At 42.1% G+C, this 24,423-nt stretch carries 23 protein-coding genes and 4 tRNA genes; 22 read left to right on the top strand and 5 right to left on the bottom strand.

All coding sequences use genetic code 11. The features are described 5' to 3' along the window. The first annotated feature begins 143 nt into the window (after nt 1-143). From rpsF to KR50_RS02375, 8 genes are all read left to right on the top strand, one after another. Nucleotides 144-437, top strand: coding sequence for a 30S ribosomal protein S6 (rpsF, locus tag KR50_RS02410; protein ID WP_041054327.1), 294 nt, complete (start codon nt 144-146; stop codon nt 435-437). A gap of 66 nt (nt 438-503) precedes the next feature. After that, nucleotides 504-1,025, top strand: coding sequence for a single-stranded DNA-binding protein (ssb, locus tag KR50_RS02405; protein WP_041054326.1), 522 nt, complete (start codon nt 504-506; stop codon nt 1,023-1,025). A gap of 45 nt (nt 1,026-1,070) precedes the next feature. Next, nucleotides 1,071-1,307: a 30S ribosomal protein S18 gene (rpsR, locus tag KR50_RS02400; RefSeq protein WP_041054323.1), complete on the top strand. Its 237-nt coding sequence runs from the start codon at nt 1,071-1,073 to the stop codon at nt 1,305-1,307. A gap of 224 nt (nt 1,308-1,531) precedes the next feature. Further along, nucleotides 1,532-2,470, top strand: a complete 939-nt coding sequence (locus KR50_RS02395) for a YybS family protein (RefSeq protein ID WP_041054321.1) — start codon at nt 1,532-1,534, stop codon at nt 2,468-2,470. A gap of 134 nt (nt 2,471-2,604) precedes the next feature. Then, nucleotides 2,605-4,581 carry a DHH family phosphoesterase gene (locus KR50_RS02390; RefSeq protein ID WP_041054319.1) on the top strand — a complete coding sequence of 659 codons (1,977 nt, stop codon included), beginning with the start codon at nt 2,605-2,607 and terminating at the stop codon, nt 4,579-4,581. Beyond that, nucleotides 4,578-5,027 carry a 50S ribosomal protein L9 gene (gene rplI, locus KR50_RS02385; RefSeq protein WP_041054317.1) on the top strand — a complete coding sequence of 150 codons (450 nt, stop codon included), beginning with the start codon at nt 4,578-4,580 and terminating at the stop codon, nt 5,025-5,027. Before KR50_RS02390 ends, rplI begins: the two co-directional genes overlap by 4 nt. A 115-nt stretch (nt 5,028-5,142) precedes the next feature. Further along, nucleotides 5,143-6,501 (top strand): replicative DNA helicase, encoded by a 1,359-nt coding sequence (gene dnaB, locus KR50_RS02380; RefSeq protein ID WP_041054314.1) that lies wholly within the window; start codon nt 5,143-5,145, stop codon nt 6,499-6,501. 171 nt (nt 6,502-6,672) lie between these two features. Then, the gene (locus KR50_RS02375; protein WP_041054311.1) at nt 6,673-7,965 is read left to right on the top strand and encodes an adenylosuccinate synthase; all 1,293 of its coding nucleotides are present in this window, start codon (nt 6,673-6,675) and stop codon (nt 7,963-7,965) included. A 44-nt stretch (nt 7,966-8,009) separates the two neighbouring features. On the opposite strand, the gene KR50_RS02370 is transcribed toward KR50_RS02375, so the two are convergent. The 3 genes from KR50_RS02370 to KR50_RS02360 form a co-directional block, all read right to left on the bottom strand. Beyond that, complete coding sequence (locus KR50_RS02370; protein WP_041054308.1) at nt 8,010-8,843, bottom strand: STAS domain-containing protein; 834 nt, start codon at nt 8,841-8,843, stop codon at nt 8,010-8,012. 149 nt (nt 8,844-8,992) lie between these two features. Further along, complete coding sequence (locus KR50_RS02365) at nt 8,993-9,823, bottom strand: YitT family protein (RefSeq protein WP_232304230.1); 831 nt, start codon at nt 9,821-9,823, stop codon at nt 8,993-8,995. A gap of 187 nt (nt 9,824-10,010) precedes the next feature. Next, nucleotides 10,011-11,048 carry a potassium channel family protein gene (locus KR50_RS02360; protein ID WP_041054302.1) on the bottom strand — a complete coding sequence of 346 codons (1,038 nt, stop codon included), beginning with the start codon at nt 11,046-11,048 and terminating at the stop codon, nt 10,011-10,013. Nucleotides 11,049-11,276: 228 nt separating this feature from the next. On the opposite strand from KR50_RS02360, the gene KR50_RS02355 reads away from it, so the two are divergent. From KR50_RS02355 to KR50_RS02305, 11 genes are all read left to right on the top strand, one after another. Beyond that, nucleotides 11,277-11,351 (top strand) — tRNA-Glu (locus tag KR50_RS02355). A gap of 36 nt (nt 11,352-11,387) precedes the next feature. Then, nucleotides 11,388-11,461: transfer RNA gene (locus KR50_RS02350), tRNA-Met, on the top strand. A gap of 7 nt (nt 11,462-11,468) precedes the next feature. Beyond that, nucleotides 11,469-11,544, top strand: a tRNA-Asp gene (locus KR50_RS02345). Between the two features lie 59 nt (nt 11,545-11,603). Then, nucleotides 11,604-11,676: transfer RNA gene (locus KR50_RS02340), tRNA-Phe, on the top strand. A gap of 358 nt (nt 11,677-12,034) precedes the next feature. After that, nucleotides 12,035-13,417: a peptidoglycan DD-metalloendopeptidase family protein gene (locus KR50_RS02335; RefSeq protein ID WP_198134218.1), complete on the top strand. Its 1,383-nt coding sequence runs from the start codon at nt 12,035-12,037 to the stop codon at nt 13,415-13,417. Between the two features lie 338 nt (nt 13,418-13,755). Next, nucleotides 13,756-14,463, top strand: coding sequence for a response regulator YycF (yycF, locus tag KR50_RS02330; RefSeq protein WP_041054296.1), 708 nt, complete (start codon nt 13,756-13,758; stop codon nt 14,461-14,463). A 5-nt stretch (nt 14,464-14,468) separates the two neighbouring features. Then, nucleotides 14,469-16,343, top strand: a complete 1,875-nt coding sequence (gene walK, locus KR50_RS02325) for a cell wall metabolism sensor histidine kinase WalK (RefSeq protein WP_041054293.1) — start codon at nt 14,469-14,471, stop codon at nt 16,341-16,343. After that, nucleotides 16,340-17,671 (top strand): YycH family regulatory protein, encoded by a 1,332-nt coding sequence (locus KR50_RS02320; RefSeq protein WP_041054290.1) that lies wholly within the window; start codon nt 16,340-16,342, stop codon nt 17,669-17,671. Before walK ends, KR50_RS02320 begins: the two co-directional genes overlap by 4 nt. After that, entirely contained in the window at nt 17,658-18,503 is an 846-nt protein-coding gene (locus tag KR50_RS02315) for a two-component system regulatory protein YycI (RefSeq protein WP_041054288.1), read from the top strand. The genes KR50_RS02320 and KR50_RS02315 overlap by 14 nt, the downstream gene beginning before the upstream one ends. Before the next feature lie 6 nt (nt 18,504-18,509). Next, entirely contained in the window at nt 18,510-19,304 is a 795-nt protein-coding gene (locus KR50_RS02310; RefSeq protein ID WP_041054285.1) for an MBL fold metallo-hydrolase, read from the top strand. Between the two features lie 150 nt (nt 19,305-19,454). Continuing rightward, nucleotides 19,455-20,048 (top strand): peroxiredoxin family protein, encoded by a 594-nt coding sequence (locus KR50_RS02305; protein ID WP_041054283.1) that lies wholly within the window; start codon nt 19,455-19,457, stop codon nt 20,046-20,048. Nucleotides 20,049-20,103: 55 nt separating this feature from the next. On the opposite strand, the gene KR50_RS02300 is transcribed toward KR50_RS02305, so the two are convergent. Continuing rightward, nucleotides 20,104-21,066, bottom strand: a complete 963-nt coding sequence (locus KR50_RS02300; protein ID WP_156969440.1) for a glutaminase — start codon at nt 21,064-21,066, stop codon at nt 20,104-20,106. A gap of 85 nt (nt 21,067-21,151) precedes the next feature. Then, entirely contained in the window at nt 21,152-21,613 is a 462-nt protein-coding gene (locus KR50_RS02295) for a GNAT family N-acetyltransferase (RefSeq protein ID WP_041054280.1), read from the bottom strand. 153 nt (nt 21,614-21,766) lie between these two features. Here KR50_RS02295 and KR50_RS02290 point away from each other — a divergent pair, with 153 nt between their 5' ends. The 3 genes from KR50_RS02290 (at nt 21,767) to KR50_RS02280 (ending at nt 24,339) form a co-directional block, all read left to right on the top strand. Continuing rightward, nucleotides 21,767-22,987: a S1C family serine protease gene (locus tag KR50_RS02290; protein ID WP_041054277.1), complete on the top strand. Its 1,221-nt coding sequence runs from the start codon at nt 21,767-21,769 to the stop codon at nt 22,985-22,987. 149 nt (nt 22,988-23,136) lie between these two features. Further along, entirely contained in the window at nt 23,137-23,301 is a 165-nt protein-coding gene (locus KR50_RS18155; RefSeq protein ID WP_084215457.1) for a CxxH/CxxC protein, read from the top strand. A gap of 666 nt (nt 23,302-23,967) precedes the next feature. Beyond that, nucleotides 23,968-24,339 (top strand): hypothetical protein, encoded by a 372-nt coding sequence (locus tag KR50_RS02280; protein WP_052476684.1) that lies wholly within the window; start codon nt 23,968-23,970, stop codon nt 24,337-24,339. Nucleotides 24,340-24,423: the final 84 nt, after the last annotated feature.

Below are 24,423 nucleotides of genomic sequence, written 5' to 3'. Positions count from 1 at the left end.
GTGTCGAAAGGAAAAAGGAAAATTGGAAAACGCATTGTATTTCCTCTTACAATATGATATACTTCTACATTGTGAGTAATATAATTATTATTCCTTGCATCCCAGCATTGGGAAGCCGCACAGACCATAAGGAGGTGAAAGAGATGAGAAAGTACGAAATTACGTACATTATCCGCCCAAACGTGGACGATGAGCAAAAGAAAGCTGTAAATGAGCGTTTTGCAAATATCCTGACTTCTAACGGAGCGGAAATCATCGAATCAAAAGAGTGGGGTAAGCGTCGTTTAGCTTACGAAATTAACGAATATCGTGAAGGATTTTATCATATCGTCACGTTGACTTCTGGTTCAGAAGCAATCAACGAATTTGACCGATTAGCTAAAATCAGTGAAGATATCGTTCGCCACATGACAGTTCGTCTAGACGAAGATAACTAATCTTAATGATAAATGCTATCCAACGAGAGGGCTTGCGCCTGATCTAGGAAAAAGGAGTTGATTCTGATGATGAATCGAGTCGTGCTAGTGGGTCGATTAACGAAGGATCCAGATTTGCGCTACACGCCAAGCGGTGTGGCAGTTGCAACCTTTACACTCGCTGTCAATCGTCCATTTTCGAACCAGCAGGGAGACCGTGAAGCGGATTTTATCAATTGTGTTGTTTGGCGTCGGCCAGCGGAAAACGTTGCGAACTTTTTGAAAAAGGGCAGCCTTGCCGGTGTCGATGGTCGTGTGCAGACACGAAGCTATGATAACCAAGAAGGAAAACGTGTATACGTTACAGAAATTGTTGCAGAAAGCGTTCAATTCCTAGAACCGAAAAATGCATCTGCCGGGCAGTCTGGTGGAAATAGTGGAGGAGACCAGGGTTACCGCGGTAACCAGGGAAACCAAAACAATAACTTCGGTCAGAATCAACCTCGTGAAAATAATCAGAACAACCAAAATTACACAAAAGTGGACAAGGATCCATTCTCAAATGATGGTCAGCCGATCGACATTTCAGATGATGATTTGCCATTCTAAGATGTAATTGTGTATAAAACTCATAAAAAGAAGGAGGGGAATCTCATGGCAGGAGGACGCAGAGGCGGACGTCGTCGTAAAAAGGTGTGTTACTTTACTTCTAACAACATCACAAGCATCGACTATAAAGACGTAGATCTTCTTAGAAAGTTTATTTCTGAGCGTGGAAAAATTTTACCACGTCGTGTGACTGGAACAAGAGCGAAATATCAGCGTATGCTGACAATCGCAGTAAAACGTTCACGTACAATGGCATTGCTACCATTCGTAACAGGTGAATAAGTAAAATAAAACCGACAGCTCCTTTTGGAACTGTTGGTTTTTTTTATGGAGTTTTTTTCTTACACTGCAGTGAAAAATAGCTGGAACGGTTTCATTTCATTATCGCTAAATATGACAACTATGTAGACTTCCTTTCAAATAGTTGAATGGGCAGAGGATGACAGGTAGAATAAGCTTGATACGGTTTTAATGAACGTGTACAGGGAAAAGACAGAGGTGACCCAATGAATGATTCACACGCTAGAAGGATAACAGAAGGGGCTGTGCTGACAGCGATATTTGCTATACTCGTTTCAGTGACGGTTTATTTGCCTCCTTTAGGATCCATAATCCAGTTAGTATTGGTTTTTCCATACATTATTTACAGCTCAAAATACTCTTTAAAGTCTTCTTTGATCATGATCGCAGCAGGAATCGGTGCATCTGGAATTATTGGTTCAGTTGCTGCAATTCCGGTAGCTTTCGCATTTAGTACGACAGGTGCCTTGATCGGCTGGCTGATTAAAGAGAATAAAAGTAAATTAGTCATCTTTATTTCAGCCACCCTCACATTTGTGTTTCATATGCTTTTACTTTATGTTGGCTCCATCCTCCTATTAGGGATCAATTTAATTGATGACATGTTTGATGTCATGAACCAATCTTTTCAAGAATTTGTTTCTCAAAGTGAGGCAGCCGGTGTGGATGTTTCTGAGTTATCAGAGCAATGGACAGGCTATATCGGCGTCATGGAGATGTTGGTGCCGACCTGGCTGGTTACTGGTGTAGCTCTTTGGACCTGGCTGATTATGCTGATTAGTTTTCCGCTGGCAAAGAGATTTTCTGTAAAGGTCCCGCGTTTTAACCCTTTTCATGAACTATCTTTTCCTAAAAGTGTGATATGGTATTATTTAATTGTCCTTATAACTGCTTTGGTGAGCGCTCCTGACGAAGGAAGTACGTTTGCTTTTGCATTAATAAATCTGCAAGCAGCATTGGAACTGGTGATGGTGTTACAGGGACTTTCCTTTATTCATTTCTGGGGCCATTTAAAAGGATGGGGAAAAGGACGGATTATTCTATTTACGGTTATTGGAATAATATTAAATCCTTTCACCCGGATATTAGGTATAATAGATTTAGGTTTTGATTTGCGGGAGCGTCTACAAACAAAAGGAAAATAAAAGAAAGCACATTTGCGTTTTGCAAAAATATGCCTATAATTGTATCAACAATCAGGAAATCAAAGCGTACGATTTAGATAGAGGATGACAAAATTATTTAAGCGGAATGATCCGTTTTTTTGGGAGCTGAAAGCATGCCAACTTATTTTCAACATCGGGTAATGCGAAGATTGTTAATCGGGCTTTCGGTTTCATTAGTACTTTTAGTAGTGGCCTTTGCTTTCTTTAACTGGTGGATTACATTTTTCGGGCTTCTCGTGATCGCTCCTTTACTGTGGTTCTCATTTTCTTATGAGAAACGCTTTTTTGAAGATACTGAGCAATATATTTCAACTCTTTCTTACCGGATTAAGCGGGTTGGAGAAGAAGCCCTGATGGAAATGCCTGTGGGAATTCTCTTATTTAACGATGATTTTTATGTTGAGTGGGCAAATCCCTATCTTTCTTCTTTTATAGAGGATGGACCCATGATCGGACGGTCCTTGTACGATGTGGCGGATGTGTTGATTCCTGTCATTAAAAGAGAAGGAAATACAGAAGAAACCATCTCCTGGAGCGGTCGTATTTTTCGTGTGGTTCATAAGCAGGATGAAAAGCTTCTGTACTTTTTTGATGTAACAGAACAATCGCAGGTGGCAGAGCAGTTTGAAGCAGATCGGACGGTTCTTGCGGTGATTTTTTTAGATAACTATGACGAACTTACTCAGGGAATGGATGATTCTGCACGCAGCAATATCAACAACTCTGTTACCACATTACTGAATACCTGGGCCAATGAACATCATATTTTTGTAAAGCGAGTTTCCTCTGACCGATTCATAGCTGTCATGAATGAGAGTATACTGCGTGAACTTGAACAGCAAAAATTCACGATCCTCGATGCCATTCGGGAAATGACGTCAAAGTTAAACGTGCCGTTAACATTAAGTATTGGGATTGGTTCCGGTGCTGAGAGCTTACCTGAGCTTGGACTTCAGGCACAATCAAGTCTTGACCTTGCTTTAGGCAGAGGAGGCGACCAGGTGGCCATTAAGCAGCAAAATGGCAAGGTTAAATTCTTCGGCGGCAAAACAAATCCAATGGAAAAGCGCACCAGAGTGAGAGCGCGTGTCATTTCCCATGCGCTTCGCGAGCTTATTCTTGGGAGTGATCAGGTGATTGTAATGGGTCATAAGAGACCTGACATGGATGCGATCGGTGCGTCTATCGGCATTCGGAAAATTGCCCAGATGAACAATAGAGAAGGGTATGTCGCTGTCGATTTTTCACAAATTGACAGTGGAGTAAAACGGCTAATGGATGAGATTAAAGGAAAACCTGATCTCTTTAAACATATGATCACGCCGGAAGAAGCGCTTGAAATGGCAACAGAGGATACACTGCTTGTGATCGTGGATACGCATAAACCAAGTCTTGTGATTGAAGAACGGCTGCTCAATAAAGTAGAAAAAGTGGTGGTGATCGATCATCACAGGCGCGGGGAAGAGTTTATTGAAAACCCTCTGCTGGTTTATATGGAGCCTTATGCTTCTTCTACGGCAGAACTTGTCACAGAGCTGCTCGATTACCAGCCGAAGCATGAGAAAATCACCATGCTTGAGGCAACGGCCCTTCTTGCAGGCATTATTGTAGATACAAAAAGCTTTACACTGCGCACAGGCTCAAGAACGTTTGATGCTGCCTCCTACCTGCGGACGCTCGGCGCTGATACCGTACTCGTACAGCAATTTCTACGAGAAGATGTTACAACGTATGTGGAGCGGGCAAGGTTAGTTGAAACCGTGGAATTCTTTAAACACGGAATGGCGATCGCAGCAGGAGAAGAAGATCGTGTCCACGACTCTGTCATCATCGCTCAAGCTGCAGATACACTCCTGTCAATGGAAGATGTAGCCGCATCCTTTGTGGTCGCCATGCGGGAAGAACATGTTGTAGGAATTTCCGCCCGTTCACTCGGAACGGTAAACGTTCAGCTGATCATGGAACGATTAGACGGCGGAGGACATTTGACCAATGCCGCAACCCAGCTGTATGATATCACGATAGACGAAGCCGTTGAGCGATTAAAAACGGCAATTAATGAACATGTTGAAGGGAGTTCTGAAGAATGAAAGTGATTTTCTTAAAGGACGTTAAAGGAAAAGGGAAAAAAGGCGAAGTGAAAAATGTGGCGGATGGATATGCACATAACTACCTGCTTAAAAACAAACTTGCTGTAGAAGCAAATGCAGGAAATGTGAATCACCTGGATGCTCAGAAAAAAAAGCAGGAAAAAGCGCAGGAAGACGAGCTTCAGCAAGCAGAAGAACTGAAAAAAACACTTGAAAATCTCACTGTTGAATTGACGGCTAAATCTGGTGAAGGCGGTCGTTTGTTTGGTTCTATTACGTCTAAACAAATTGCTGAAGAGCTTAAAAAGCGTCATAAAATTAAGATTGATAAACGAAAAATAGAAATGAACGATGCAATCCGTGCACTCGGCTTTACGAATGTGCCGGTTAAAGTACACAACGATGTAACAGCGACACTTAAAGTTCACGTAGCTGAGGAAAAATAAGGAGACCTAACGAAAAAGGTCGAATTCATGCTATACTAAGAAAAAAATGTGATCAGGTCTGATCACATTTTTTTTCGATCATAACCCTTTTAAAAATAGGGAGGGGAAGTAAAAGATGAGTGAACAATATGCGGATCGCATTCCGCCTCAAAATATAGAAGCAGAACAAGCTGTCATTGGAGCTATTTTTCTTGAGCCTCAAGTGCTTATTCCTGCTGCAGAAATATTAATGCCAGAGGATTTTTACAGAAGCTCTCATCAAAAAATCTTTGAAGTGATGATGAGTTTAAGTGATAAGGGAAAAGCCATCGATTTAATCACCGTAACAGAAGAGCTTTCTGCTGCAAAAGAGCTTGAAGATGTCGGCGGCGTATCGTACTTAAGCGATGTGGCAGCTTCTGTCCCGACAGCGGCGAATCTTGAGTATTATGCTCGAATCGTAGAAGAAAAGTCGCTCCTGAGACGTTTAATTCGAACGGCTACAACCATCGCGCAGGATGGGTACGCAAGAGAAGATGAAGTGGAAAATCTTCTTGGTGAAGCTGAACGCAGCATAATGGAAGTAGCCAACCGGAAAAATACAAGTGCGTTCCACTCGATGAAGGACGTACTGGTCAGAACCTATGATAATATTGAGATCCTCAACAGTCAAAAAGGAGATGTAACCGGAATCGCGACGGGCTTTAACGAGCTTGACCGCATGACAGCCGGGTTTCAGCGAAATGATTTAATTATTGTAGCGGCTCGTCCTTCAGTTGGTAAGACAGCTTTTGCACTGAATATTGCACAAAATGTTGCCACGAAAACAGGTGAAAACGTGGCGATCTTCAGTCTGGAAATGGGTGCTGAACAGCTTGTTATGCGTATGCTTTGTGCAGAAGGAAATATTAACGCGCAAAACCTGCGGACAGGCGCGCTTACAGACGAAGACTGGCGTAAGCTCACGATGGCAATGGGTTCTTTGTCGAACGCCGGGATTTACATTGATGACACACCTGGTGTGCGGGTACAGGATATCCGTGCAAAATGCCGCCGCCTAAAACAAGAACACGGGCTGGGCATGATTTTAATTGACTATATGCAATTGATTCACGGGAACGGAAAACCGGGAGAAAACCGTCAGCAGGAGGTTTCTGAAATTTCCCGTTCCTTAAAAGGATTAGCAAGGGAACTTGAAGTGCCGGTTATTGCTCTGTCTCAGCTCTCCCGTGGAGTCGAAACACGTCAGGATAAACGTCCCATGATGTCCGATCTTCGTGAATCCGGAAGTATTGAGCAGGATGCGGATATTGTTGCCTTCCTTTACCGCGATGATTACTATGACAAAGAAAGTGAAAATCAAAACACAATCGAAATCATTATTGCAAAACAGCGTAATGGACCTGTTGGCACGGTTTCTCTCGCATTTATAAAAGAATACAATAAATTCGTTAACCTTGAACGGAGACTGGACGACTCCGGAATGCCGGCATAAAGGTGGACAAACTCCTTTAATGATGTAAAGCGTAAAAATTTTTCGATTATACGAATATATTGAACCATTCTTTCATTATTGTTCGTCTTTTTGTTGACGTGATGATGAGAGATTGGTACACTAATCTTGTTTGAAAAAAAGGGTGCAAGCAGCCTGTCGGAGGTGCATTTCATGTCTTCAGTCGTCGTAGTTGGTACACAATGGGGAGATGAAGGGAAAGGAAAGATTACAGACTTTCTCTCAGAACATGCAGAAGTAATAGCACGTTACCAGGGCGGTAACAATGCAGGACATACGATTAAATTTGGTGGAGAAACGTATAAGCTTCATTTAATTCCATCAGGTATTTTCTACAAAGATAAAATTTCCGTGATCGGCAATGGAATGGTTGTGGATCCTAAAGCACTTGTAGAAGAGTTGAAATATTTACACGACCGCGGTGTGTCAACGGACAATCTTCGCATCAGCAACCGTGCGCACGTCATTTTACCTTATCATTTAAAGCAGGATGAAGTAGAAGAAGAGCGTAAGGGTGCGAATAAAATCGGCACGACTAAAAAAGGGATTGGCCCGGCTTACATGGATAAAGCAGCACGCATGGGAATCCGAATTGCGGATCTGTTAGACCGTGAAGCATTTGAAGAAAAATTGACTCATAATCTTGAAGAAAAAAACCGTATGCTTGAACGTTTTTACGAAGTAGAAGGCTTCAAGCTTGAAGATATCTTTGAGGAATATTATGAATACGGCCAGCAAGTGGCTAAATACGTCTGCGATACATCAGTTGTATTAAATGATGCATTAGACGAAGCAAGACGTGTCCTTTTTGAAGGAGCGCAAGGCGTTATGCTTGATATTGACCAGGGTACATATCCGTATGTAACCTCATCAAATCCTGTTGCAGGCGGAGTAACGATCGGTTCTGGAGTAGGTCCGACTAAAATCAGTCATGTTGTGGGCGTTTCAAAAGCCTATACAACTCGTGTAGGAGATGGACCGTTTCCAACTGAGCTGAACGATGACATCGGCAACAAAATCCGTGAAGTCGGCCGCGAATACGGTACAACTACGGGTCGCCCGCGCCGCGTTGGCTGGTTTGACAGTGTTGTGGTGCGCCACGCCCGCCGAGTTAGCGGATTAACGGATCTATCGATTAATTCCATTGATGTACTAACGGGAATCCCAACTTTGAAAATATGTACAGCCTACCGTTTAGGCGACGAGATTATTACAGAGTATCCTGCCAACCTTCGTACATTGGCCAAATGTGAGCCGATCTATGAAGAACTGCCAGGCTGGGAAGAAGACATCACAGGCGTCCGTTCATTGGATGAGCTTCCAGAAAATGCACGCCACTATTTAGAGCGTGTCTCTCAATTGACAGGCATTCCGCTATCCATCTTTTCAGTGGGACCTGACCGCACGCAAACGAACGTAATCAAAAGCGTTTGGCGCTTGCAATAATATAAAAAAGATCAGTGTCTGCAAAATGGGACACTGATCTTTTTTTATAATCTAACTGCTTTAGTCCATGTGTCGATTGCTTGTTTCACCGTAGAGTAAGTTTTTAAACCGGAAAATTTAATATCGCTTAATACAATGCTCTGGGCTATTTCCGGTCTCAGGCCGGTTATATTTACGTTTATGCCAAGCAAATCAAGGACGCTTGTAATCGTAAAGATATGACTGGCAACCTCTGTATCAATTTTATGGATGCCCGAGAAATCAATAATCAAACAATCGATATCCAGCGAACTGATCTTAGGGACGGCTATGGTCATAATATGCTCTGCACGTTCATGATCAATAGACCCTACTAAGGGAAGAATCGCAATATCGTGCTGAAGCGGAACGACTGGAGCGGCCAGCTCGATAATTTCTTTTCTATTTTGCCGATTTATTTCATTCTTATACCGTTCGTACGCCAAAATGGACAAGGACAGTCGTGTATCAAGAAGGTAGTTAAGGCGATTATTTACTTCAACTGTTTCTTCAGTTGAAAGCTCATGAATAAAGGAAATAGAGGTTACTTTTCTATTAAAATATAATCGGTTTTCAGCAAAAGGCTTAACTAAGCTGGACACTTGATCATATAGCATTTGTTCATTTTCGCTGTACGTTTGGTTCCATTTCTTGAACTTTTCCAGCATGAGGGTTTCATTTTTTTCTAAAATCGCTTCTCCGAAGAATAGAAAGAAGGATTGATGCACTTCTCTGGAACGCTCAATCATTGCCTCAGGAATTTCAATGGTGATTTGTTTCAAGCTAAACTCGACTAGTTCATCAGCAAGAACGGCTGCATGATCAGCTAAATAGCTTGCCATGTTGGTGAGCTTACTCATTTAGTGTATCTCCTCTGCAGTATAGCGTATACATATACTCTATAGTATACCTGTAAATGATTAGAATAAGCCATATAAAAAATGAAGCGTTATTATGTTAATTTATTAAAATATTTATTATTTAAATAAATTAACATAATAGGGAAAAACTAATGAATCGCTTTCTTTTTAAAGCGTCCCCCGCGCACTTCCGCGATACTGCCAACTGCGAGAAATGCAGAAGGATCGATATCTTCTACAATACCCTTCAGTTTTGCTTCTTCTAATCGGGTAATCACACAAAATATGACCTTTTTGTCATCTCCGGTATAAGCCCCTTCTCCATTTAAGTAGGTGACTCCCCGCCCGAGACGATCAATGATTGCCTGACCGATTTCCTCAAAATTATCACTGATAATCCATGCGGACTTTGATTCATCGATTCCTTGTATGACGATATCAATCGTTTTAAAAGCGATAAAATAGGTCATAGCCGAATACATTGCGCGATCCCATTCAAAAACAAAGCCTGCTAATATGAAGATAAAGAAGTTAAAGAACATGATAATTTCTCCAACAGAAAAGGGACTGTTCTTGTTAAATAATATAGCTAATATTTCCGTCCCATCAAGAGAACCTCCATACCGGATGACAATTCCAACGCCCATCCCCAATATAATGCCGCCAAAAACTGTGGCGAGTAAAAGGTCATCTGTAAAAACGGGAATCGAATGCAAAAGAAACGTACCTACTGACAAAACACTGATGCCAAGCAGAGTAGACAAGGCAAACGTTTTTCCAATCTGTTTGTAGCCAATAAAGAAAAATGGAATGTTTAGCACAAAAATAAACACGCCTAATTTCCATCCAGTTAAATAGGAGAGAATAATGGAAATACCGACGATGCCGCCATCTAACACCTGATTTGGAACAAGAAACAGCTCCAGGCCGACCGCCATCAACAGGGCACCGAGAATAATAAAAGTGGATCGCCTTAAAATAGACTGATAGGAAAGAGTCTTATGCTGGCTGCGACGAGGAGAAGGAGCGGGAAGCTTTTTGAATAAATGTTTTCTTACCAATGGACATTCCCCCTTTATAGTAATGAGTATCTATTAGTATATAGGAAAATGAAAAAGATAGAAGAATTGTACTGTTTTTTTAAGCAATATAAAAGACGGAGCTGTTTTACTCCGTCTTGTAAATCGCCTTAAGTTTTTCAAATGTAGAATCATGACAGATAACGTATAGAGTATCCTCTTCTGTCAGCTTTTTCTGAATCGCCTGTCTGAAATCCATGTCTTCATTTACTGCAATTAAGACCGCGCCATCATCGAGCAGTCGCTGTGAAGCATCCCGGTAGGTTTTCCATGTTGACTTGGATTTTAAGATGTGAATATTATTTCCGAATTTCTTGCTCAATAGCTGTCTGAAAATGGTCGTGGTTCCCGGCTGAAGCGTGGCTTTTGCCATAAGAAGAGAAACCGAGTCATCTGATAATATAAAATCATCCACACGAATATGGTTGAATTTGGAGATATGTCTTTCTTCACTGATTTCCACAACGGTTTGAATATCCTGGTTGTGCTGAAGAGATAATGCTTCGACAGCGGAAGCAATAAGCAGACTTTTACCATCCTGTAAAACCGATTCATCGATCGCAGGATCAGAAAAAATCGCAACTCGTTTAGCTTCTAAAACATTACTTTTAAGCAGTGTTTCTTCATCTGTAGGGTCTCCGCTTATAAAATGAATGTGATCATGAGAAATGGGTGTCTCAGGTAAGTGATCAATGAGTACGATCGCAGCTTTTGGATCATGGTTGAAAATTTCTTTTATCGCCTGTTCGGTTTTTTTCGACCAGCCAATGTAAACAAAATGCCCGGACTTCTTATACATAAGGCGTCCCTCCTTTTTCAAACGTTGATAGGTGCTTGCTGCTTCGACAATTTTCCCGATAAGCACCCCGATCAATCCAATACCAAAGATAAAAAGAAAAATTCCGACTAAGCGGCCGGGGACTGTCACAGGGAAAAAATCTCCATATCCTACAGTCGTTACGGTCGTCATCGTCCACCAAAAGCTATCAAACAATGTCGGAAACGTTTCGGGTTCAATCATATGTACTGAAAATGTGCCAAATAGGATAATAAAAGCAGACAAAATCGAAATAACCCGAAAATCCATTTCCGATAGCTGTTTCCATAGCCGGAAAAGAATAGACATGCAGATCCCTCCAGTTCTAAACAAATTCATTTTTTAAGTATATAGGATTGCAGAGGGAAATGGATTGAAATACTCAAATTTCTGTCAATTAGTTTGAAGAAATTTCGTATACTTCAAAGAGCAGGGGCCATGATAAAGCTAAAAATAAAAAAGTTTTTTAAAAAAACATTGTCTTTATAAAAACGGTTATGGTATATTTAGATTCGTTGTTAAGGAATTGTAACAAATGGCCCGTTGGTCAAGCGGTTAAGACACCGCCCTTTCACGGCGGTAACACGGGTTCGAATCCCGTACGGGTCACCATATTATTTACACAGGCTTAATCTAAGCCGATATTGACGCGGGGTGGAGCAGTTCGGTAGCTCGTCGGGCTCATAACCCGAAGGTCGCAGGTTCAAATCCTGCCCCCGCAATTATCAAGGTCCCGTGGTGTAGCGGTTAACATGCCTGCCTGTCACGCAGGAGATCGCCGGTTCGATCCCGGTCGGGACCGCCATTTTTGATTTGATCGCTGCTCAGATATCAGATCGAAAGCAGAACATTTCATATTTTTAAGGCTTTGTAGCTCAGTCGGTAGAGCAATGGACTGAAAATCCATGTGTCGGCGGTTCGATTCCGTCCAAAGCCATCAAGATACGCTATCATCATAGCGTATCTTTTTTTATGCGATGCTTTCTGGAATGTCCCGCCATTCTCCCCTGTCAGCCCCTGCACAGACAACTCTTTCCTTGAATTTAGTTCCCTCTCTTTCCAACATTTCTATTGAATACTACATTTCCTTTACAGTTCTTCTGCAGTCCTTTTTTTCTTTTTTTTATGTGATACATTGAGTTGGTGTAAAAACAAAGAACTAGTAAATTGGTAATAATTACTGGTTCTAATCTTACTTTCATGAAAAGCGGAAGGAGCACCAAATGAGCACGAATAAATCACAGGTAAAAATCTTTTCTTTATATAGTATTTCAAAGAACAGGATGATAGGAAGCATGATGTCTATCATTTTATTTAGTGTTTTTACAATACATGGCGCTGTGGCAAAGGATCATGATGAGCAGGGGCTTGAGAAGCTGTATCATGTTTACTCAGGAGATTCGTATATTGGAGCTGTATCAGAAAAGGACCCTATATTGAAATGGGTCAAGAGCAAAAAGATAGAATTAAAAGATGAATATGCTTTGTCTGCAGACGTGATCATGCAAGAAGAACTTGCTTTAATCCCTGAACGCGTATTTGAAGCACGTGAAGAAAATGAGAAGGTTCTTAATCAACTAGAGGATACAGCCGTTTTTAAAGCAGATGCAAAAGCATTGCAGGTTGACGGAGAAACGATCGCGTATGTTGCGGATGAAAAAGTTGCAGAAAAAGCACTTAAGCTTGTAAAAAAGACGGTAGTCTCGGAAGAAGAGTTATCTTCCTTACAAGACCAGTCTGAGTCTGCGAGTGAATTAGATACAGGAGAGGCAAGAATTACAGATATTCGACTAAAAGGATTTGATAAGGCGATTGAAGCTGAGGTGGCACCTGAGAAAATCCTTTCTGCAGAAAAGGCAGCAGAAAAATTAAAAAAAGGAACTAAAAAAGAAATTTCCTATAAAACAGAAAAGGGAGATACATCGGAGAAAATTGCTGAAAAATTTGACATGACAGAGGAAGAGTTGGCTGAGCTGAATCCCGATCTTGAGCAAATGACCGCGTTAAAGCCCGGAACAGACGTGAATGTGAATAAGTCTATAGAAGGAATAACCGTGAGTGTCAAAACAGAAGAACGGGTTACTGAGCAAATTCCTTATGAAAAAAAAGTGGTGAAGGATAAGGATTTATTGGTAGGAGAAACACGAGTGAAGCAAAAAGGCAGCGATGGTGAAAAAGAGTATACTCTTCATACCCATGAAGAAGATGGGAAGCAGAAGTCACAAACCGTCAAGGATGAAGATGTGATTGATGAACCTTTGCCGGAAATCGTCGCAGAAGGATCGAAGGAAATACCTTCTAAAGGGACCGGGTCGCTTATTTGGCCCACAAATGGAGGATATATTTCCAGCCACCAGGGACCTCGCTGGGGCAAGCATCACAAAGGAATCGATATCGCACAGCCGGATGATTATACGATTAAGACCGTTGATAATGGCACCGTTATTTCAGCCGGATATGAAGGTGACTATGGAAATAAAGTTGTGGTTGATCACAATAACGGACTGCGAACGATCTATGCTCATTTAGATAAAGTGGATGTGAAGAAGGGACAAATCGTTAAGCAGGGAGAATCTCTCGGATTGATGGGAAACACTGGTTTTTCTACAGGGATCCATCTTCATTTTGAAGTGTATTCGAATGGAGAACTGCAAAACCCAATGGATTATTTAGAGTGATTTTAGTTGAATCCTCTGACTCATAAGGTCAGGGGTTTTTCTTATAGGAAGAAGATTATTTGCTGACTATTTCCAAGGAAATAGTTTTTGAAGAACCTCTCGGCTCGTTTCAAAACTTACTAGCGAGATAGTATACGAGCCTGTCTATGTATGAAAAATGATGTACATTATGAAACAATCGAGCGTCTTAATCGTCACATTTACTGAAACGGTTTCTCTAATAGAGTGAATTATATAGAGTAACATGATACATTAACTATACACGCGTTTGTTTTTTATCTGAATGTTAAATGAATCAATAGTGGTAATAGAGACGATAGTTAAAGGAGCTCGATAATATGGATAAAAAGATATTAGTAGTCGATGATGAAAAGCCAATTGCAGATATTCTTCAATTTAATTTGAAAAAAGAAGGATACGAGGTTCATTGCGCTTATGATGGGGATGAAGCGATAGCGAAGGTAAATGAAATTAAACCGGATTTGATTCTGCTTGATATTATGCTGCCAAGCCGAGATGGAATGGAAGTATGCCGGGAAGTGCGTAAAACGTTTGAAATGCCAATTATTATGCTGACGGCTAAAGATTCGGAAATTGATAAAGTGCTGGGTCTTGAATTAGGCGCAGATGACTACGTGACAAAACCGTTTAGTACTAGAGAGTTAGTTGCACGGGTAAAGGCGAATCTGCGCCGCCACCAGGCGCTGAAAGGCCAGCTTGAAGAAAACGAGACCAATGAAATTGAAGTAGGTGCACTTACGATCCATCCGGATGCTTATATCGTTTCAAAGCGAGGAGATACGATCGAGTTAACGCACCGGGAATTTGAGCTGCTTCATTATTTGTCCAAGCATATTGGCCAAGTGATGACGCGTGAGCATTTATTGCAAACCGTATGGGGCTATGATTATTACGGCGATGTGCGAACGGTCGATGTGACGGTTCGACGTCTGCGCGAGAAAATTGAAGATAATCCAAGTCATCCTGCCTGGATCGTTACGCGGCGCGGCGTTGGATATTATTTGAGAAACCCGGATCAGGAGTAGTGTGAATGAGAAAGGTTGGATTTTTTCGCTCAATTCACCTGAAGTTTGTGTTAATTTATGTGTTGCTGATCGCACTTGCGATGCAGATAATAGGGGTATATTTCGTCCGTGAACTGGAAGAAACACTGGTTACTAATTTTACTGAATCAATTATTGACCGGCTCGGCCCACTCGAATACAGCGTGATTGAAGAATTGGATGCAGATATTCAGGGGAACCGGACAGAAGAAGACGGGCCGCTTGCCAGTACCATTGAAGTGCTGCTGAGAGGGCTGGATTCGGATGATATTAATGAAGTAAGAGTAGTGGATGCACGCAGCAGAATCATCGGTGCCTGGTCTTCTGACGAAAATAATGAACCGGTTATTGGTCAGAGAATGACGGATTCTCTTGTGCAGGAAGCACTCGACGGCGTTGGAGCAGGCACGGAGATAAAACCCAATCAGACATTCGTTGATCAGGATGACCCGGATCTCGGCCGCATATGGGTGGTGACGTCTCCTTTAATCTCCAATGTCAACGGGGAAGTAATTGGATCCGTCTATATTGAATCCAAGGTGGAGAAAGTCTATACACAAATGAATGATATCAATAGTATTTTGGCTGGGGGTACAGCGATCTCTCTTGTGATCACAGCGATTCTCGGTGTTCTGCTTGCCCAGACGATCACCCGTCCTATCTCAGAAATGAGAAAACAGGCACTGGCTATGTCAAAAGGAAATTTTTCAAGGAAAGTAAAAGTGTATGGCTACGATGAAATTGGCCAGCTGGCGATCACCTTCAATAACCTGACGAAAAGGCTTCAGGAAGCACAGGCAACGACAGAAGGAGAAAGAAGAAAGCTTTCGTCTGTTCTTTCCTTCATGACAGACGGCGTAATTGCGACAGATCGGAGAGGCCGTGTCATATTAATCAATGACCCGGCAGCCGGACTGTTGAATGTTTCACGTGAAACAGTGCTCTCTCAATCCATTACAGATCTGCTTGGAGTGGAGGAGGAATTTACGTTTGATGACCTTCTTAATCAAAAGGATTCGGTGATTTTAAATTTCAGTACACCGGGCCGTCCTTATGTACTTCGTGCTAATTTCTCCATTATCCAAAAGGAAACAGGCTTTGTGAACGGCCTGATTGCTGTGCTGCACGATATCACGGAGCAGGAAAAAATTGATGCGGAACGACGGGAATTTGTTGCCAATGTTTCGCATGAATTAAGAACACCGCTGACAACCATGAGAAGCTACCTCGAAGCCCTTGCAGAAGGGGCATGGGAGGATAAAGAGATAGCGCCCCAATTTTTAAATGTTACACAAACGGAAACAGAACGCATGATCCGGCTCGTCAATGATCTTCTTCAATTGTCGAAGATGGACAGCAGGGATTATCGCTTAAATAAAGACTGGGTTAACTTTATTGATTTCTTTCAGCGGATTATTGACCGTTTTGAAATGGGAAGATCTCAAAATGTAACGTTTAAAACAAAGCTGCCAAATGAATTGCTGTATGTGGAAATCGATACAGATAAAATGACGCAGGTGCTCGATAATATTATTTCAAATGCCCTGAAGTACTCTCCTGACGGCGGACAGCTCCGATTTAAAGTGGAGAAAAAGGAAAGAGAAAAAGAAATCGTTGTCAGTGTGGCCGACCAGGGGATGGGGATCCCAAGGGAAAACGTTAAAAATATTTTCGAGCGCTTTTACAGGGTTGATAAAGCACGGACAAGGCAGCTGGGCGGCACCGGTCTGGGACTTGCGATTGCCAAAGAGATGATTACAGCACACGGCGGCAGAATCTGGGCATCAAGTGTGGAAGGAAGAGGCACGACCATTTACTTTACGCTTCCATACGATCCCACAAATGAGGATGAGTGGTCATGAATATTGAATTGTTCAAATCCATATTGCTGACTCTTCTCGTGATTCTTAGCGGTCTTTTGACATGGAATATCTGGTCGTATCAGCCTCCGCTTGACGCAATCGAGCAGCCAGCATCTACAGTGGATATAGCCATTGCAGACGAACGAACCAATAAAGAGTTAATCAAACCGAGCCGTTTTTTAGTCCACGGCGATGAAACGATCCGCGGCACCTCAAGCGGGAATGAAATGAATGAAATCGGTACATTGATGCAGGAGTGGAGCCTTTTTAACTTAAGGGAAAACACGTCGCTGAATGAAGAAGAGTTTGAAGAAGTTGTTCACGGATCAAATCGGATCGAAATTATATTTCCAGCACAAGTTCCATTCACTATGTATCAGGATGTTCTTAACTTTGAAGTTTCTCAGCTCCCGGATGCCACATTTGACCGGATGGTCGTCAAGATGCCGGAGCGGGAGAACACTACTTTTACAGTCTACTTCGTTTCATATGATGATAGACGAGTATTTGAAGCAAAAGTTGAGCGGGAGGAATTTGAATCGTTTAATGAAGCGACTGTCGAAAATGCAGAGGAGAAATACCCGGCACATTTTGAATACCGTGCGGACAATAGGCTGCTTTATCTTCCGCAGGCATCGAACGAAGTATTGCAATACAATTATGTGATGGATGAGATAAGTGAGCTGCAGTTCCGAAATGCCTTATTTCAGGACGTAAATGATGTAGATGTGAATTCCATCAGTTCGAATAAGAAACAGTACTTCGATCAGTCAAGTTTAATGGAAGTAGACGACGGGGCAAAAGTCATCAATTATGTGAATCCTTCAGTCGGCAGGTCGACCATCCCGGCAGGTCCCGCTGATTTGCTTCAGAAAAGCCAGCGTTTTATAAATGAGCATAAAGGCTGGACTGATACGTATTATTTATACAATCTTGACATAGTGTCTCACCGCGTTACCTACCGGATGCATGTCCAGGGTCTGCCGGTCTTTAATGACAAAGGCAAATCAAATATCGCCCAGATCGATATGCAATGGGGAGAAAATCGCATCTACAAATACGACCGGTCCTTCATGGAGATGCAGGTCCAAGTGCCTTCTAATACTCAAACTGCTTCTATTGCTTCCGGATACGATGTAATTGAAGCCATTGAAGAACGGGAAGACTATGATCCTGCATTGCTTCAGGATGTTGTGGTTGGCTACTTTATGTCCGAGGATACAAGAGAAGAAGATCTTTATACGCTCGAACCGATGTGGTTTTATTTATACAATGGGAGCTGGCAGCGAGTCCCGTTAGACGGGGGGGACCCAGTTGGATTGGAGTAAAACGAAGTCGATTTTTATTATCGTATTCTTAGTATTAAATGTATTTCTATTTATTTTGTTTATGGATAAGTACGAAAACAGTCAGCTGTCCTTGAGGTCTCCTCTGTCACCGGATGAGCGGCTGGTAGAAGATAATATTACCTTTAACAGCCTTTCTAATGAAGCAGATCCGCAGCCTTACTTAAATGCGAAGGCGTACGAATTTACCGAAATTGATGTAAATGGGTTAGAGCAGCAGACAGGAGCCGTACGAAATAATATCCTATTAGATTCTCAGCTGGCACAGCCGGTTAATGTGGCAAATCCTTCGTCACCTGAGGAACTCGAAGCACTGCTCAATGAATTCGTGATAGGCGGAGAAAACTACGAGTTTTGGACCTATGAGCAAGATGAGCAGCGTTTAATCTACTATCAGCAGTTCGAGGGGATGCCAATTTTTCATAATATTACAGGCCGGCTGGTCATTCATTTAAATGATCAGAATCAGGCGGTTTCCTATGAACAAACGATGATGAGCTCAATCGAAAAGTTTCCAGATGAACAAGATCTGATTAGTCCACGAGAAGCTTTTTTGGAGTATTATAAACTAAATGCTGTAGAACCGAATTCAGAAGTGATTGAAGCTGAACTTGGCTATTATTCGATCATTCAGTTGATTGATGCAGCCTCTGAGACACAAGTACTGACACCTGCCTGGAAAATGACGATTGAGCAGGAAGACGGAGACCTGGAAGAACATTATCTTAATGCGGTGAATTTTAGTATAATAGAGATTGACTTTGAAGGTTTGGAATTTGAGAGATTAGAAGAAATCGAAGATACAGTGGAGTGAAGCAGGATGACGATGCACATGAGTGTGCTCGCTAGCGGAAGTACAGGAAATGCCATATATGTGGAAACAGAGGATCATTCGTTTCTGGTGGATGCCGGATTAAGCGGCAAGCAAATGGATTTGCTGTTTCAGCAGGTGGGACGTTCGATGAAGAATTTGAGCGGCTTGCTGGTCACACATGAACACAGCGATCACATAAAAGGGCTTGGCATTGTAGCAAGAAAATATAAGCTTCCTGTGTATGCCAATGAAAAAACCTGGGCAGCCATGGAGCCTCTAATCGGAAAAGTTGACGCTGAGCAAAAGTTCGATTTTCCGATGGAGACGATTAAATCCTTTGGCAGTCTGGATATTGAATCCTTTGGTGTATCACATGATGCCGCCGAGCCAATGTTCTATGTATTTCACCAAAACGGCAAAAAACTTGTACTCATGACAGATACCGGCTATGTGAGCGATCGAATGAAGAAAATCATCGAGGGAGCCGATGTATACGTATTTGAAAGCAACCATGATGTCGGCATGCTCCGTATGTGCCGATATCCTTGGAACATCAAACGCCGAATTTTAAGCGACGTAGGACATGTTTCCAATGAAGACGCGGCACTTGCCATGAACGATGTCGTAAAGGACAATACGAAACGAATTTACCTTGCGCATTTATCAAAAGATAACAACATGAAAGATCTTGCGAGAATGAGTGTCAGTCAGACGCTTGAAGGCTGCGGACATGTAATAGGGGAAACATTCGATTTATACGATACAGACGCAAAAAAACCAACTGAATTATATGCCATTTAAATGGCTAAACGTCACAGCCTAAAAATCCGGCTGTGACTTTTTTTGCTGCCATTTTCGACACCTTTGTGAATCATCGCGAATCCACACGTAGCGCAAAGAGTAAAAAGGGTATGATGGAGAGAACAGAATAAATAGAAAGGGGGGTCCCCTATGATTAAGCGGATTCTTGCGCTCCTTTTAATCGGAGCGCTTGTCACAATCTTTCTACTGAATGTCATGGAAGATCAAAAGATAAGAGAACAGGAGCAGGCGATTCAGCAAAGCTATGAAGTTCAGCCTTCTCAAAATGAAGAAGCCCAAGTTGCCCCTTCAGAAGGGTTGCTCGAAGAAGGACAGAAAGCACCGGATTTTGATACGGTAACCGTAGAAGGTGAAAATATCTCACTAGATGACTATCAGGGAAAAAAAGTAATATTGAACTTCTGGACCACGTGGTGCCCGCCGTGCATCGAGGAAATGCCGCATATGCAAAAGTATTATGAAGAAAATGCAGAAGATCAAAACGTCGAAATCCTCGCCGTAAATTTAACGACACGGGACAATGGAAATCGCCGTGTAGAAAGTTTTGTGAAGGATTACGGGCTGACATTTCCCGTGCTGCTGGATGAATCCGGCCAGCTCGGTGAAACGTATTATGCCTTCACGATTCCGACCACCTATCTGCTAGATGAAGAAGGGATTGTCACTAAAAAGCTGATGGGGCCGATGGATCAGGAAATGATGAAGGACTTAATGAGAGAATAATAAAAAAGGGGACAGACCGTTGTTAAACAGTCTGTCCCGATTAAATGTGTACTTGCTAAAAAATGCTTAAATCCCATTCCGCTGATAGTTGACGCAGCAGCATGGTGCCGGCTGCACTGTTGCCATGAGCATCAATCGCAGGACCGAATACGGCAATCCCGCATCCTTTACGAAATGCTTTTTCTTCTGAATGCCATTTTGGCGGAACCGAAGCCAAAATACCGCCTGAAACGCCGCTTTTTGCCGGCAGCCCTACATGTGCCGCAAATTTCCCGGAGGAATTATACATTCCGCATGTCACCATCAGCACTTTCGCAATCCGCGCAACATCACTGCTGAAGATCTGCTGTTTTTCAACAGGGTCATAGCCGTCATGCGCGATAACCAATCCGATTTTCGACAGATCTTTTAAACCAATAGAGATCGAACAGAGGCGGATATAGATTTCAAGTGCTTCTTCCACGTCGAGTTCAAGTAAATTCGACTCTTTCAGGTAATAGGCAAGCGCCCGGTTTCTGTGAGCTGTTTTCCATTCAGACTGATAAACCTCTTCATTAAGCTCGAGCCGTCTGCCAATCATGCCTTCCACAAATAGAATAAAACGCTCAAATTTTTCATCCGGCGTATCTCCCGGAAGCATAGACGCAACGGTAATCGCACCTGCATTAATTAATGGATTGAACGGTTTACCAGGCCGGTGAATTTCAAAAGGAATAATGGAGTTAAATGCCTCACCAGTGGGCTCAACATCCACTTTGTCTAAAACAAAATCCATTCCTTTAAAATGGCACAGCGCAACAAAGCTGATGATTTTGGATACGCTTTGCAAAGTAAAGTTCACATCGGTTTCTCCTGCAAGATAAGTATCTCCATCATAATCCATGATGCAGATCCCAAGCTGGTTCGGTTCCTGTTCAGCCAGAGCAGGAATGTATTGTGCCGTAGCTCCGAGCATAGTATGAGAACGGTTTTCCTCTACCCAGAGCTGTAATTGTTCATATACTTCTTCCATTCGCATAGTAAGTCCCCCAATTCTACGATCTTTTCTGACACTATCATGGCTTTTTTTCAGACCGTTTGTCAAAGATCGCGCTTTTATAAAATCAGATCATTTTCTTTACATATTCCCGCTGAAGGACAAACCCTTGTTTTTCGTAAAATATTTTTGCCCCTGAATTCATGCTCCAATAGTCCAGTTCAATCGCATGAATGCCTAGTGCGTTTGCGCGTTCTACCACTTTTTCCATTAAATAAGTGCCACAGCCGGATCTTTGGTTAGCATGAAGGACTGCTAATTGGTGAACATATAAGGAACGGGATGGTTTTTTAAACGCATTTCCCTGCTTGTGAATCACTTCTACCCACACGTACCCAATGATCTTGCCATGTTCTTCTGCTACATAGATTTCATGAACTCCATTTGAAAGTATGTGTTTGAGCTCGAGTGCCACCTCATCAAAGTGATATTCCTTAAATACCTCAGGCAGTTGTTCAGCGTGCAGCGTCTGAACGGTTTCATTTAATCGTGCGATCAGTAAGGGATCGAATGTTTGCGTAATTTTCATTTTGATCGGCTCCTTTTTTCGGTAGATAGACTAAAGGTAACACGGACGGTGTAAATGGATTAAATGAAATTTTTTTATTTTTTATCTGTTTTTCATCTGATTTTCATTTTCGGGCTTTATAGTAGACCATATAGAAAAGAAAGGGTGGTGCAGATGGGCTATTACGATGATCATCAGGAAACTCGATCCAAAGCAAAGCGCGGAAGCAAGGCAGGGTACTTTTTATCAAGTCTTGCCGGTTTAATCGTTGGGGCGCTTCTCGTTGTGCTGGCGCTGCCGATGCTTGGCGATTATGGATCTGAACCTTCAGGCAGCAGCTTATTAAATGCAAATGAATCAAACGAATCCATTCAATCAGAGTCAATTTCCTATGACGTGACTTCTGACGTAACGGAAGCTGTGGACCGAGCAGGAGATGCAGTAGTCGGGGTAACCAATATTCAATCAGGCGGCGGCGGTATGTTCGGACAAACAACAGAAGACTCCGATGAAGCAGGTACCGGCTCTGGTGTTATTTATAAAAAAGAAGGCGACAGTGCTTACATCGTCACGAACTACCACGTGATTGAAGGAGCGGAGCAGGTTGAAGTGACACTTGCAGACGGCACGAAGCTTGCTGCAGAAGTCCGGGGTGGAGATGTCTGGACAGACCTTGCTGTGCTTGAAGTAGAAGGCGCACAAATTGAAACCGTTGCAGAATTTGGCGACTCTGCTGCACTTAAACCGGGTGAGCCTGTGATTGCGATTGGAAACCCGCTTGGTCTGCAGTTTTCTGGTTCTGTTACAACCGGTGTTATCTCAGGACTTGAACGGACGATTCCGGTGGATGTAAATCAAGACGGTGCGCCAGACTGGCAGGCTGAGGTTCTGCAAACGGATGCCGCCATTAACCCAGGTAACAGCGGCGGCGCTCTGGTTAACATCCAGGGACAAGTGATTGGCATTAATTCCATGAAAATTGCCCAATCATCTGTAGAAGGAATCGGTCTTGCGATTCCAATTGAAATGGCTGTACCAGTCATTGAAGACCTTGAAACAATAGGTGAAGTGAAGCGTCCAACAATGGGTGTTACACTAATTGACCTGGCCAATGTGCCTTCTGTTTATCAGCAGGATGACCTGAACCTGCCAGAAGAAGTGAAAACGGCCGTGGTCATTGAACGCGTGATCCCAAACTCTGCTGCTTCAGAAGCAGGTCTTCAGGATCGTGATGTAATCGTTGAAATGGACGGAGAGAAAATTACGAATACGATTGAACTCCGCCAGCATCTTTATACAGAGAAGTCTGTTGGAGATGAGATGCAAGTAAAAGTTTATCGAGATGGAGAAATGCAGGAAGTTACTCTTACCCTTACAGATGATGCGCAGCTGTAAGAGGTGAGTTCACATAAATAACGACTCTTATTTCTAAGCCGAATAAAAGTCGGGAGCAGGGATCCTTTGGATTCCTGCTTTTTTATATAAAAGTAGACAATTTTAAGATATGCTAAAATAAATGAAGAAAAAATGAAGGAGTTTTTAAAATGAAGATCTACAGCTGTGAAGAACATGTCGAATTGGCGCTCGATGTATTCGTGGATGAACAGGAAACATTTCCGGAATTACGCACAGTGGATAACTCTGAAGGGTTGTCCACAAACTGTGAATATTGTCGAAAGCAAGCAGCATATCTTGTGGAGAACATTTGATCTCATACGACATGTGGATAGTAATTGTGGATATGTGCATAACTTTTGTGGATAACCTGTTCATAATAAAAGAATAACTTTTTATCAACAAATCTTTTTAAGAAAAAAGAAAACGGTTACGATCTTAATGAGCGTCGAAAACCTATAACGGCGCGCTTATATGAATAGTTGGACAATAAAAGAACGTACAGGTTTTTGTCATTTAGTTATCCACAATTCTATCTATTCATGTAATTTAACTGATTTTGTAAATAGAATTTTTTTTTTACTTCTATTTAAATGCAGGACTCTAGTCTATTTTTATTGCGTTTCTATTCATCTGCTTATAAAATAGTAGAAATTAGAAATAAATAAAGACTTATTTGAAAGGGGTCTGGTCATGTACACTGTTTTTACAACGTATCATGCACCAAAAGGAAATGGAAACCTGGTCATTGATAGTAATAAAAACTTGTCACGGTCAGCAGATCAAGCCCCTGGAATTAAAGACTTCCTTCTGTTTAAAAAGATTAAAACCCATTTTTTCTGCGATATAAAAAAAGACAATCTACATTCGGACAGAGGCAATAATTTTAGGAGAATTCATGAGGTGGAGAAAAGGATTTCGGATCCCAACGGAAAGGAAGTCGATCCGAGGACCACTCTTCACTGTAAGGCGGTGGGAGGATGAGAGCCATCCACCCGTTGGCGAAACAGGCTGCAGTCATCATCTTTGAGCGGGAGCCTTCTCTGATGGACCAGTTCGGCGAACAGGGGAAAACGAAATGCTATGAAGAAAATGTGCATCATCTTAAACAGCTTCACTCAGCTTATGAATTAAAGCAAACGTCTTTTTTTATCGATTACGCTCTTTGGCTGAACGGAATTTTAGCCAAACACGGAATGAATGACCAGCAATTAATTGATCATTTTGAGGTGATCAAAGAAGTACTTACCGTATCCTCTCAGGTGGAGGAAGAAGCGCTTCCTTTCTACAGGGCGTATTTAGACCAGGCTATATTAGAGCTTGCCATACAATCTGGTAAAAAAGATCGGTAATTTAGCAGTTTCATTTCAAAAATAAACGAATCGAACCTTTACAGCATACTGTCTGTAAGGTTTTTTTTTGTGGGCAAACTTATC

Origin of the sequence: Jeotgalibacillus campisalis (assembly GCF_000829515.1) — a bacterium.
GTDB lineage: Bacteria > Bacillota > Bacilli > Bacillales > Jeotgalibacillaceae > Jeotgalibacillus > Jeotgalibacillus campisalis.
This window is presented reverse-complemented; position numbering and strand designations above follow the sequence as displayed.